General features: G+C 34.5%; 11 protein-coding genes and 2 other annotated features. Of the genes, 2 read left to right on the top strand and 9 right to left on the bottom strand.

Annotated features, from left to right (window positions below):
* The first annotated feature begins 195 nt into the window (after window positions 1–195).
* On the top strand, window positions 196–585 hold the full coding sequence (locus M3005_RS02575; protein WP_293793443.1) for a hypothetical protein: 390 nt from the start codon (window positions 196–198) through the stop codon (window positions 583–585).
* A 184-nt stretch (window positions 586–769) separates the two neighbouring features.
* Here the strand turns inward: M3005_RS02575 and M3005_RS02570 are convergent, their stop codons facing one another.
* The 8 genes from M3005_RS02570 to M3005_RS02535 form a co-directional block, all read right to left on the bottom strand.
* Window positions 770–1,126 (bottom strand): DUF1516 family protein, encoded by a 357-nt coding sequence (locus M3005_RS02570; protein ID WP_293793440.1) that lies wholly within the window; start codon window positions 1,124–1,126, stop codon window positions 770–772.
* Between the two features lie 17 nt (window positions 1,127–1,143).
* On the bottom strand, window positions 1,144–1,332 hold the full coding sequence (locus M3005_RS02565) for a DUF6440 family protein (RefSeq protein ID WP_053950633.1): 189 nt from the start codon (window positions 1,330–1,332) through the stop codon (window positions 1,144–1,146).
* Between the two features lie 108 nt (window positions 1,333–1,440).
* On the bottom strand, window positions 1,441–2,175 hold the full coding sequence (locus tag M3005_RS02560; protein WP_293793438.1) for an amino acid ABC transporter ATP-binding protein: 735 nt from the start codon (window positions 2,173–2,175) through the stop codon (window positions 1,441–1,443).
* The gene (locus M3005_RS02555) at window positions 2,159–3,649 is read right to left on the bottom strand and encodes an ABC transporter substrate-binding protein/permease (RefSeq protein WP_293793437.1); all 1,491 of its coding nucleotides are present in this window, start codon (window positions 3,647–3,649) and stop codon (window positions 2,159–2,161) included. Before M3005_RS02555 ends, M3005_RS02560 begins: the two co-directional genes overlap by 17 nt.
* Window positions 3,650–3,651: 2 nt before the next feature.
* Window positions 3,652–5,031 carry an argininosuccinate lyase gene (gene argH / locus M3005_RS02550; RefSeq protein ID WP_293793435.1) on the bottom strand — a complete coding sequence of 460 codons (1,380 nt, stop codon included), beginning with the start codon at window positions 5,029–5,031 and terminating at the stop codon, window positions 3,652–3,654.
* The gene (locus M3005_RS02545; protein ID WP_293793434.1) at window positions 5,024–6,325 is read right to left on the bottom strand and encodes an argininosuccinate synthase; all 1,302 of its coding nucleotides are present in this window, start codon (window positions 6,323–6,325) and stop codon (window positions 5,024–5,026) included. Before M3005_RS02545 ends, argH begins: the two co-directional genes overlap by 8 nt.
* 304 nt (window positions 6,326–6,629) lie before the next feature.
* Window positions 6,630–6,859: a binding site (T-box leader), on the bottom strand.
* A gap of 42 nt (window positions 6,860–6,901) precedes the next feature.
* Window positions 6,902–7,124, bottom strand: a binding site (T-box leader).
* Between the two features lie 50 nt (window positions 7,125–7,174).
* Complete coding sequence (locus M3005_RS02540; RefSeq protein ID WP_293793433.1) at window positions 7,175–8,497, bottom strand: C1 family peptidase; 1,323 nt, start codon at window positions 8,495–8,497, stop codon at window positions 7,175–7,177.
* A 15-nt stretch (window positions 8,498–8,512) separates the two neighbouring features.
* Window positions 8,513–9,829, bottom strand: a complete 1,317-nt coding sequence (locus tag M3005_RS02535; RefSeq protein ID WP_293793430.1) for a C1 family peptidase — start codon at window positions 9,827–9,829, stop codon at window positions 8,513–8,515.
* Window positions 9,830–10,140: 311 nt separating this feature from the next.
* On the opposite strand from M3005_RS02535, the gene M3005_RS02530 reads away from it, so the two are divergent.
* On the top strand, window positions 10,141–10,689 hold the full coding sequence (locus M3005_RS02530; protein WP_293793429.1) for a hypothetical protein: 549 nt from the start codon (window positions 10,141–10,143) through the stop codon (window positions 10,687–10,689).
* A 34-nt stretch (window positions 10,690–10,723) separates the two neighbouring features.
* Here M3005_RS02530 and lepB read toward each other — a convergent pair whose 3' ends face one another.
* Entirely contained in the window at window positions 10,724–11,398 is a 675-nt protein-coding gene (gene lepB / locus M3005_RS02525) for a signal peptidase I (RefSeq protein WP_353321007.1), read from the bottom strand.
* Window positions 11,399–12,040: the final 642 nt, after the last annotated feature.

The raw sequence follows: 12,040 nt of genomic DNA, 5'->3' as shown, positions 1-12,040 counted from the left end.
CCCATTGTTTTATCTATAAAATCACAGACTCTTTTTTTGCAATTTTAAACCAATCTGTGAGATAATACAATCGGTGTTATTTGATTTTTAGCACCCATTTAATGACATTATAAATGAAAAAACTAAACACACTTTTAGATTGTTGTACTAGAATAGTCTAAAACATCATCTGAATTAGGAGAGGATTTTTTAACAATGTCAGACATACAACTAAGACCTATTATTAATGAATGGGCACAAGATTTTAGTGAAGAAATCGTTGACTTGCAATCAGTTCGTGAACAACTATCAAACGAACAATTTGATAACTTCATGCAACAAGTTAAGGATTTAGAACTACTTACAAATACTGAAACTTACAAGATTATTTACGATGCTGCTAAGAATGATTTAAACTTAAATCATATCGATGATTTAGCTAACCGTATTAATCAACTACAACGCTTAATTGAAATTTGTGGTGAATACAGTGATCAACCAAAATACATTTTATTCGCTAACATGTTTGAAAATGCTGGTTTAGCAACTGACGATACTTTTGCCAGATTAACTTACGCTGAACTTGCACTACAAGATTTTAAATAAGCAAAAAAAGAGAGCAACCCATAGGGGTTGCTCTCTTTTTGCTTAATAAACTACACCTATATTCTACCAATAATTAATAGTATATGGCAATTTAACGGGCTTTTTATCATCCAACATTAATAAAACCACAGTATGATGTCTAATTCCACATATAAAAAAAGAGAACTCTTCAGAGTTCTCTTTTTTAGATGAAATTAATAAATGGTCGTCCACCAGCAATAATTAAACCGATGATAATCACCAAAACAAATACTAAAACTAAGCTAACCACTAACCCTCTGGTTAAATGACGTTTAGTCTTTTCAGCATATGACATTTCAATTAGCCCAATTAAAAAGATTGCCATTGCAACTTTTAAAATTGTGAAAATGGCATCGCGACTAAATGCTTTCATAAATAGCACCGCACCGGTCACAATAAAAACTAGATAACTAATCCTAGTCATCATCATATAAGGCTTATAACCACTCTTTTTAAGCAAAGAAACGCATACTAATACAATTAGCAGCATCGCAGCGATTAAATGTATCCATAAAAACATGGTGGAAACCTCCTCGATTATTTGTCTTTTTCTTTATGTTCGTAATCGTCATCAATTTCAGCTGGGTCCACAAATAATGTTCCATCAGGATTACGTAATGGAGTTAATGTACTTCCATAACCACCGTATTCAACACCGGTTCTTTGATCAATATAAATTGATACTCCTGTAAATGATTCTTCAACTAATTTAAAACGTTTAGACAATTGATTTCCTCCTCGGATTAACTCAAAAAGTGTCGTTGATACTTTCATTGTACAAAATAAAAAAGGAATAATCAAAAAAGGCTTACCTTATGGTAAGCCTTTTTACATTTAAATCATTTTACTTAAGAAACGTTGTGCATTTTCAGTTTGTGGGTTAGCGAAAAAATCTATAGGAGATTGCTTTTCCTGAATCTTTCCTTCATCCATAAACCAAATTTCATCAGAAACGTTTTTCGCAAATTCCATTTCGTGAGTAACAATAATCATTGTCATGTCTTTTTTAGCCAAGTCTTTCATTACTGAAAGAACTTCACCAACTTTTTCTGGATCCAATGCAGATGTTGGTTCATCAAATAGCATTACTTCTGGGTCCATTGCTAACGCACGTACAATCGCGATACGTTGAGCTTGACCACCAGATAGACTACTTGGATATACGTTTGCTTTATCGTCTAGTCCGACTGTTTTCAATAATTCATGTGCTTGTTTTTCAGCAACTTCTTTACTCATTTTCTTTACCTTAATAGGTGCTAATGTGATGTTATCGATAACTGTTTTGTTATCAAATAAGTTAAAGTTTTGGAATACCATTCCGATATGAGTTCTTAGTTCAGTTAGTTCTTTATCAGTGCTGGATACTAAATCGTTTCCATCTAGTAAAACCTTTCCTGAGGTAGGTTCGCCCAGCATATTAATACAACGTAAGAAGGTACTCTTACCAGCACCGGATGGGCCAAGTAATGAGATGACATCCCCTTTATGCACTTCTGCATTAATATCCGAAAAGATAGTGTTGTTTTTAAATTTTTTACTTAGGTTTTCAATCTTAATCATTGGTTCCATGGCTGATCTTCCCTTCTAAATGTTTCATAATTCTTGAAATTGTAAATGTAATTACGAAGTAAATTACCATAATAACTGCAATTGGAGCGACCCCTTGGTAGGTATCAGCTTGAACAGCTCTCATTTGATACATTAATTCACCAACACCGATTACAGAAGCTAGTGAACTATCCTTAATTAAAGTAACTAATTCATTACCAAGTGCTGGCCAAATGTTTTTAAATGCTTGTGGTAGCACGATGTATTTCATTGATTGATGTTTGGATAAACCAAGTGATAATGCGGCTTCGCTTTGACCATCAGAAATAGAATTAATTCCCCCTCTAATGATTTCTGCAACGTATGCCCCTGAGTTAATTGAAATTGCAATAATTCCAGAAGTTAGCGCTGGAACGTTTACGACAGTTCCTAGACCGAAGTAGATGAACATAATTTGTACTAATTGAGGTGTCCCACGAATAAATTCAATGTAACAAACGGCAATTGCGTGTAATAGCCAGTTGTGACTTAATCTCATTAGGGCAAAAATAACCCCTAAGATGATACCGAAGAATACTGATACCACTGAGATGATCATTGTGTATTCGATACCTGAAATGAAGAATCCTTTGTATTGCCACATGCTAGAAGCTGATGATGAATCCTTGTTGTTAGTTAAATGTTTAGCTGCTGCGGGGACGAATTTTTTGATGTATAAATTATGGCTGGTAACATTTTTAATAGTCTTGTTAGCAATGTTTACTAAACCAGTTGCTCCTTTAGCAAAAGCAACGTTGTTATCACTGTTAACACCTTTCATCTTTGCATCGATGATTTTTAAACCGGTGTTGTGTGAGGCATAAGCTTGAGCAACCGCTGTATCCATTGGAATTGCGGAAACTTTACCAGATTTCAAAGCTAAAATTAAATCGTTGATGTTTTCCATCCCTTTAATGTTAGCTGTTTTTACTGCTTGCTTAATTTCATCATATTGAACAGAACCAACTTGGGCTCCAATTGTTTTATGTGCTAAATCTTTGTATGACTTAATCTTACCAACTTCAGAATTACTAATAATTAAACTAGTTCCTGATGAGTAGTATGAATTACTGAAATCAACACTCTTAGCTCTTTCTGGAGTCTTGTTCATTCCAGCAATTACCATATCAACCTTCTTAGTTTGTAGTGCAACTAATAGTGAATCAAATCCCATTGATTTAACCTTTAGTTTAACGCCTAGGTCTTTAGAAATTTGTTTACCTAATTCGATATCAGCACCGTAAACATGTGATGTGCCGTTATCTTTTCCAATAAATTCATATGGTGGATAATCTGGGGCAGTTCCCATAACGATGTATCCTTTTTTCTTAATTTGTTGCACTGAATTATCAGCTGCAGAAGCGTTAACACTTGGTGAGCTAAAAGCTGTCATAAATAATGTCGCCATCATTACTAAAATCGTAACGATAACTGAATGTTTCATTATATTTTTCATAATTAATGATCTCCTTTTAATTTTGCATTATTAATTTGTTTTTGGACTTCGGTAAAACCGGTGGAACCAAAACTTCGCCTCCTTTGAATAGCGACGTCTGGTTTTAAGTCCTCATAAATATCCGCTTCAAATAGTTCTGAATAGTTATGTAATTTTTCTAATGATAAATCCTGTAGGTAGCATCCCTGGTTAATACATTCTGCTACCAATTCACCGGCAATGCGGTGTGCTTGCCTAAATGGTAACCCTTTGGCTGATAGATAATCAGCTAGTTCAGTAGCGTTGGAAAAGTCAGTCTGTACAGATTCCAACATTTTGTCTTTATTAACTTTCATTGTTGCGACCATTTCGGTCAATAAAGTTAAAATTGGTGCAATGTTTTCTACTGTATCAAATACCCCGTCTTTGTCCTCTTGTAAATCTTTATTGTATGCAAGCGGTAATGATTTCATCGTTGCCAATAGTGCCGTTAAATGACCGTAGACAACGCCGGTTTTACCACGAATCAACTCACACATATCTGGGTTTTTCTTTTGGGGCATTATCGAACTACCAGTACTAAACTCATCTGATAATTCAATGTATTTAAACTCGTAACTAGACCATAAACATATTTCTTCGCATAACCTTGATAAATGCATCATCAGAATCGACGCATTGCTTAAAAATTCAATGGCGAAATCACGATCGGATACGGCATCAATCGAGTTATTATATGGTTTTTGAAAACCAAGTAGACCTGCCGTGTAATGCGGATCGGTTGGAAACGTTGTCCCAGCCAGTGCTGCCGCACCAATTGGTGATAAGTCGGTATGCTTTTGATTAAATTCAAAACGTTCCACGTCTCTTTGCAACATCTCATAGTAAGCCATCAAATAGTGGGCGTATGAGATTGGCTGTGCGTGTTGCAAATGAGTGTATCCTGGCATAATCGTTTTAACATTTTGATCTGCTAAGTTAACTAACTCATCTTGAAACTTTTTGATTAATGAAATGATATCTGGCAATCGATTTTTTAAATAAAGGTGAAAATCCAATGCCACTTGATCATTCCTAGACCTTGCCGTGTGTAGTTTCCCGGCAACCGGTCCAATCTTTTCGGTTAAAACAGATTCAACATTCATATGAATGTCTTCATTTTGGTAGCTGAATTCCAAATCACCGTTGTTAAATTCTGTTTTGATTTCTGATAAACCAGAAACAATTTGATTAAGCTCATCATCAGTGATAATTCCGCTGTGGTTGAGCATCTTAGCATGAGCAACTGATCCATCAATATCTTCGTTTGCCATCTTAATATCGACGTTGATGGAGGCACCTAGCTTTAAAAATAAATCATTGGCATCGCCGCTAAAACGACCGCCCCATAATTTTTCACTCATTAACATCACCCTTTGTTTGGTTAGCTACTAATACTTTTTCCTTTGATTGTTCTTTTAAAACATCTTTGAGAAAAGCACTTTGTAAATTCTTTTGTTTTACTTGTGAAGCAACTTGGGTTGGTAATCCCCATAATTTAATGAAACCAACTGAGGCATCTTGATCAAATGAATCTGATGATGTGTATGTGGCCAAGTTTTCATCATATAGTGATTCGTCTGACTTAGAAGCAACAACTGAAACGTTTCCTTTAAATAACTTTAATTTGACTACTCCACTAACAGTTTCTTGAGATGTCTTAATGAATGCCTTCAAAGATTGCATCAATGGAGAGAACCACAATCCGTTGTATGTTAAATTAGCAATTTGTTGTTCAATCATTGGTTTGAAGTGAGCTAAGTCACGTTCCATTGTTAGGTTTTCCATTGCTTGATGTGCCTTAATCAATACGGTTGCACCTGGAGCTTCATAAACTTCCCTAGATTTAATCCCGACCAAACGATTTTCAATATGGTCAATTCGACCAACTCCGTGTTCACCAGCTAATAAATTAATTTGAGCAATGATGTCAACGAAACTCATTGATTGTCCATCAATGCTAACTGGTTTCCCTTGATGAAAACCAATTCCAACATAAGCTGGCGTGTCAGGGGTATCTTCGATTGGTTTAGTAATATCGAACGCATCATCTGGTGCTTGGTTCCATGGATTTTCCAACACTCCACATTCATTTGCACGACCCCAAATGTTAGCGTCGATTGAATATGGTGAATCTAAATCAATTGGAATTTCAATGTTATATTTTTTAGCAAATTCAATTTCTTCTTCACGGTTCCAATGCCATTGACGAACCGGCGTAACCACTTCAATGGTTGGGTCAAGTGAATGAATCGCAACATCGAAACGAACTTGATCATTTCCTTTTCCAGTACAACCGTGACAAATGTATTCGGCACCTTCTTGATGAGCAATTTCAACTAGTTTTTGACTCATCAACGGACGAGATAAAGCTGAACTTAATGGATATTCACCTTCATACATAGCGTTAGCATCCAATGCTGTTAATAAGAAGTCTTCAGCGAATTCATCTAAAGCATCAACTACATATGACTTAATGGCACCAACCTTAAGTGCCTTGGTTTTGATTTGGTTTAAATCTTTATGTTCACCATAATCTTCACCAACGTTAATGCAACAAGCAATAACATCAAAACCTTGTTCAATTAACCAAGCGATTGAAACCGATGTATCTAATCCACCGGAGTAAGCTAATACAATTTTCTTTGATTGTTTCACATGAAACATCTCCTTTTTCTTTTTAAAAAAAAGTCCTCTAGACTAATGTCTAGAGGACGAATTTATCGCGGTGCCACCTCAATTTCTAACATTCTCACGAATGCTAGCTCACGAAGTTAAATAACTTCTACGTTAACGCCGCCAACGTTTCTTCTACTCATTTCGAAGAACATTCTCAAGTACGATTAATTAAATGTCATTATTAACTCTCATCAATGTTAAATTCTCTGTAAATGATTGATTTAATTAAATTCTTGATCTAATTTCTTTTTATTAAACTAAAAAAATCCCCTAGGAATAATTCCTAGAGGACGATTATATCGTGGTTCCACCTCAGTTTCTGATGTTTTCACAAACATCAGCTCACAAAGTTTTTACAAACTTTAACTATAACGCGTTAACGGTTAATTCTACTCATTTCAAATTAAAACTCATAGGTACGATTTAATTACGATTATCCTTAGCTCTCACCCGGTTTTACTAAGTTCTCTGTAAATAACTAGCGTAATTAAAATTCCTAATCATCGTTTGTTTATTAATTTTAGGTATAAAAAAATCCTCTTGGAATAACATTTCCAAGAGGACGAATAAATCGCGGTGCCACCTCAATTTCCAACATTCTCACGAATGTCAGCTCACGAAGTTAAATAACTTCTGCGTTAACGCCGCCTACGATTTTTTCTACTCATTTCGAAAAATGACTCTCAGGTACGATTTAATTACCGTGATACTCCTTCTCACTTGTTTGGAGCTTTCTGTGAAACACTCAATAATTAAAATTCCTGTTCAACGTCTATTTGATTGTTACTAATACTAATACCCTCTAATAAAAAATGCAACCATTTAATTTTATTCTAATGAATCCCAAGGGTCTAATTCGATCGATGATTGGCTTAACAGTGCGGTTTGTTCGCTAGATAAATATTTTTTATTTACGACTAATTCGTACACATATTCATTCATCCAACCGTCATCCATGATGTAATATCCGTTCACACCATTCTTTTCACCCCATGAATTTTCAACCTTCCATTTAGTTGGTTGATCATCCACCAAATCAACACCAGTTAGTGCTGTGGCATGTGAAACTTGTGCTTCATGATATTCTAAACGATCTTTTTTAGTCATTGAAAGATCAACGTCAAATAATTCATCGTAGTGATATAGGTTTTCTGCTAAAAATCCCTTTTGACGGTCTGATTGTCTTGCAATATCGTTAGCAAACCATACAGCTTTGCCATCTTTTAATTGTGCAATCGCTGCTTGCTTTAAGTCTTCCATTGGTAAGTTTAAGAATTCAATCTTTCTACCACCAACGACGTTTTCTTGAGATGCTAAACGATACATCTTTTCATAATCCTTATCAGGAGCATTACTTAAGACTACGTAATCATCTAAATCAGCGTCACTAAAGTATTTTTCATAGAATGATTTTGGTGTTAAATCACGATCAATGTGGTAATTACCCTTATCATCCCTGTATTCAAAATCGAAAGTCTTTGGTGGAACACCTAGTGAAAATGCTGCAATCTTGTATACTTCTGCTAGCATTTGTTCACGTGCTTCGTGAATATCTTCTTCGCTGACTTTATCATCTACCATGTTACGTAATTTCATTGCATCTTTGTGTAACTTGTAATCCAAAATGCTATTTAAATCACCAGTACTTTCTGAAACGCTAGTTTCGGAGAAAACAGTGGTGGGAACCACTCCATATTTTTGAACCAATGAAACTGCCATTGCCCATTGGCCACCATCAGCACCAGGTCCAGCTAAATAAAATTCAACCTCACGGTCATCTAATGGCTTATCAGCAGTATTGATAATACGGTCAAAGAAAATATTAGCACGTTCAATCTTATCCCAGAAGAATAAGTAATTTTGTGATAATTCGAAGTCTTTAACATCGTATTTTTCACCGAATTGATGCTTTAATGTGTTTAATAATGCAAACATCCAGCAACGACCTGATTGTTTTTGGTTTGAAACTTTACCAGTTTTTACTTCAACAGAAAAAACTGGATTTAATTTTTCGATTGCTTTCGCATCGTAAGCAGCGTTGTTAATTCCGTTTTCGGTAACAGAGCGTTCTAACACACGATTAATCGTATTTTCGTTATATGCTGATCTAAAATCTTTTAAATCTTCAGCTGTAATCTTTGTTTCAGTCATTGTAAACACTCCCTCCTATAATGCTTCCCATGGTTTTAAGACGACTGGTTCTTTATCTAGTAATGCTCTTTGTGCATCTGTTAGGTACTTTTTATTAACAATTAGTTGAAAAACGTTGTTATCCATCCAGTTATCAGACATTACAAAGTATCCTTTTTCGCCGACCTTTTCACCCCATGAGTTTTCAACTTTCCACTTGGTAATCTTGCCATCAACGATGTCGACACCAGTTAAAGTCATTGCATGATTAGGAATGTTATCTAAGTATTCTAAACGTTGACCCTTTGTCATATCTAAATCGATATCAAACAATTCACCACGACGGTATAAGGTGTCATCTAAGATTCCACCTTGACGGTCTGATTGTTCAGAAACGTTATTAGCAAACCACATTGTTTCACCATCTTTTAGTGATTCAACAGCAGCTTGTTTTAAAACGTCCATTTCCACGTTTAAGAAATCAACATGCTTTCCACCAACGACATTATCGCCGGCCGGGTGTAAGTATAATTGATCCATTTTTAAGTTAGGATAGTTCCCTAATACTGTGTAATCATCTAAGTCAATTTCAAAGTATTTATCGAAGAATTCTTTAGGTGTGATGTTAATATCAACATGGTAGTTTTGCTTGTCATCACGGTATTCAAAGTCGAATGTTTCACGTGGAACACCACATGCGTAACCCGCAATTCGATATACTTCTTTTAACATCGCATGACGTTGTTCTTTAATTTCTGAATCGCTCTTGTTAGCATTGACCATATCACGTAATACCTTAGCATCACGACGTAACTTACGATTTAAAACTTCTTTTAAGTCAGTCGTATTTTCAGTCACGTTGCTTTCAGGGAATGCTGAAGTAGGTGCTACTCCATACTTTTGCACTAGTGAAACTGCCATTGCCCATTCACCACCATCAGCACCTGGTCCTTCTAAGTACCAACGAACTTCACGATCATCAAATGGCTTGTCTGCTGTATCGATAATACGGTCATAAAAAATGTTGGCACGTTCAATCTTATCCCAGAAGAATAAGTAGCTTTGTGATAATTCAAAGTCCTTCACATCATATCGCTTAGCAAAGTCGTGCTTTAACACATTTAATAGTGAAAACAGCCAACAACGGCCGGATCTCTTTTGATTTGAAACCTTACCAGTATCTACTTCAATTGAGTAGGTATGGTTTAACTTAGCGACTACTTGGTTATCCTTAGCAGTCTTATTGATTCCATTTTTCATAACAGAACGTTGTAATATCTTGTTCTTAGGATTTTTATCATATTGTTCACGCATGGCATCAAAATCTGCTTGCGTTAACTTTGTTTCTACCATAATTGCACCCCTATTCTTGATTCCATATCATTTATGATAGTTAAAATATATTGTTTTAACAAACATTTAGCTAAATTTATGTATGGTTTTGATGGTTTCAAAACAATCTCCATTAGTATTTGAAACTAAAAAATGTATATCTAATCATTTTCTAATTTAAATTTAATTATATATTACTAAAATAGCTTGTCAACTTTTGTAATTTAGATAAAAAAGCTTAAAAATCAGTAATTACAGTTGATATTTTCTGATTTACTGGTACATTTATAGTATAGATAAATTATAGTTAATAACGGAAAAGAAGGATCAACATGAAGAAAAAAATCGCGACTGCTTTAGTTGCTGCTTTAACCATTTTTGTAACGGTAACTACAACTAAGGCTTCAGCTGCTGAAACATATACTAACCGCAGTGAATTCACTAATGTTTACAAATACATCAAGCAACGTAAAGGTTTTACTATGAAACGTTTTAGATACTACAAGCGTGTTGGTAAAAGCCGTGTGGGTGGTCGAGTTCACTTCAATGGTTACGATTTCTTATTTGTTCCTAAGTTAGGTGGTTACGTTCCAGAATACCAACTACGTAAGGTTATGCCTCGTCGAACTGCATCCCCTGAAGCTCAATCAAATAATTCTGTGACTATCAAAGTCAAAAAGAAGATCAAAACATACAAAACTAAGACTAAAAAGAACAAGTCAGTTAAGACTGTTGTAGTAAGCAAGACGATTACCATCACTAAAAATAATGATGATAAGAAGAAACCTGAAGTTCCTAATAAACCCACAACAACTACAACCGCAACTAGCGCTTCTACAACTGCTAATGCCAGTTCTAACAACACCACTGTTAACAAGTAGTAAAAAAGCACTCGAATTTAATCGAGTGCTTTTTTTATTGTGCTAAATCATTAATGTTATGACGTTCTGTCTTCGTTCCAGACCATGGGAATAGTTTAACTACCCCTAAGATTTTGTCCTTATCAACAAATCCCCAGTAACGACTATCATTAGAGATTGAACGGTTATCACCTAAAACAAAGTACTTACCCTTTGGTACGACTGTTTTGTTTTGGTTATAAACCCATTTAGTTTTAGATAGGCTTGCAATATCCCAATTCTTAATTTGCTTATCATTATCATCGAAATATCTCGTTCCAACAGTTAGTTCTTGATTGCTAATATAACTTTGATTGAATACCTTGTTATTTACGTATAACTTACCATTTTTATAGGCAATATTATCGCCTGGAAGACCAATAACACGCTTAACATAGTAATTAGTAGTAGTAGCAGTAGGATCTTCACCATGCGCATCGAAAACGATAACGCTATTTCTTTTAACTGTTGCTTTTTTTAACACTAACATCTTTTCACCATTATGTAGATTAGGATCCATTGAATGACCGTCTACATTTGCTGTTGTAACAAAGTGTGTGAAAGTTAAGTATGCTAAAATTAAGAAAATAACATATAATCCCCAGCTTAATACTTCTTTTATAATTTTATGCTCGCTCATGTAACTAGAAAAATTTCTATATAAGCTACTTTTTTTATCCTTATTTTTCATTTTTATTACTCCTAATTATCGAATAACACCATTGTATCATTATTTCAACTAATTGATTAAATAAAATTTCTTGTATTAAGGTTAAATTATAAGTATAATTTAATCGTTAATATCTTCACTAAATGATAAAGGAATGACTAGACATTAATAAACTAAATATTCATCGTAATATTTTAGGTGCATTTTTAGTGTGGTTTTTACTCTCTGTTCTATGGGGTTTGTTCGCAATTGATAAAGAAATATTAACCGAACGAATTACATTCCGCATTGATTTAAATACTGCGTTACCACAAATGGCAATCCTCATTCAAGCCGGCATCTTATACATAATTATCTCATTGATGCGAACTAGAATTTTTTTAGCATTTATTTCGATATATGTCGTGTTTGTGGACGCTTTAAATCTTTCCGCACCTCTTATCTGTATAATATCCGGAAAATACCTGTATGCTATTTTTTTGGGTACTATGTGGATTCTATTAACTATTGCGATTATTTGTTTTACTATTTGTGCAAACCACTCAATTCTAAAACATCGATCAATTAAAATAAACAACCAAAAGACATCAGAATACTTAAAATACAACATTATCCTTTTAAAAAGATTTTGGATTCCAGGAGTTATTGCTGCATTTCTATTCT

It is taken from the genome of Apilactobacillus sp. (assembly GCF_025290035.1).
In the GTDB taxonomy this organism is placed as follows: domain Bacteria; phylum Bacillota; class Bacilli; order Lactobacillales; family Lactobacillaceae; genus Apilactobacillus.
The sequence above is the reverse complement of the archived record's forward strand: the minus strand, read 5'-3'. Positions and strand labels throughout refer to the sequence as shown.

Bases quoted from the DNA above. Each gene is read 5' to 3' on its own strand.
- M3005_RS02530 (WP_293793429.1), top strand. From the start codon at position 10,141: ATGAAGAAAAAAATCGCGACTGCTTTAGTTGCTGCTTTAACCATTTTT.
- lepB (WP_353321007.1), bottom strand. From the start codon at position 11,398: ATGAAAAATAAGGATAAAAAAAGTAGCTTATATAGAAATTTTTCTAGT.
- M3005_RS02570 (WP_293793440.1), bottom strand. From the start codon at position 1,126: ATGTTTTTATGGATACATTTAATCGCTGCGATGCTGCTAATTGTATTA.
- M3005_RS02575 (WP_293793443.1), top strand. From the start codon at position 196: ATGTCAGACATACAACTAAGACCTATTATTAATGAATGGGCACAAGAT.
- M3005_RS02540 (WP_293793433.1), bottom strand. From the start codon at position 8,497: ATGACTGAAACAAAGATTACAGCTGAAGATTTAAAAGATTTTAGATCA.
- M3005_RS02560 (WP_293793438.1), bottom strand. From the start codon at position 2,175: ATGGAACCAATGATTAAGATTGAAAACCTAAGTAAAAAATTTAAAAAC.
- argH (WP_293793435.1), bottom strand. From the start codon at position 5,031: ATGAGTGAAAAATTATGGGGCGGTCGTTTTAGCGGCGATGCCAATGAT.
- M3005_RS02535 (WP_293793430.1), bottom strand. From the start codon at position 9,829: ATGGTAGAAACAAAGTTAACGCAAGCAGATTTTGATGCCATGCGTGAA.
- M3005_RS02555 (WP_293793437.1), bottom strand. From the start codon at position 3,649: ATGAAAAATATAATGAAACATTCAGTTATCGTTACGATTTTAGTAATG.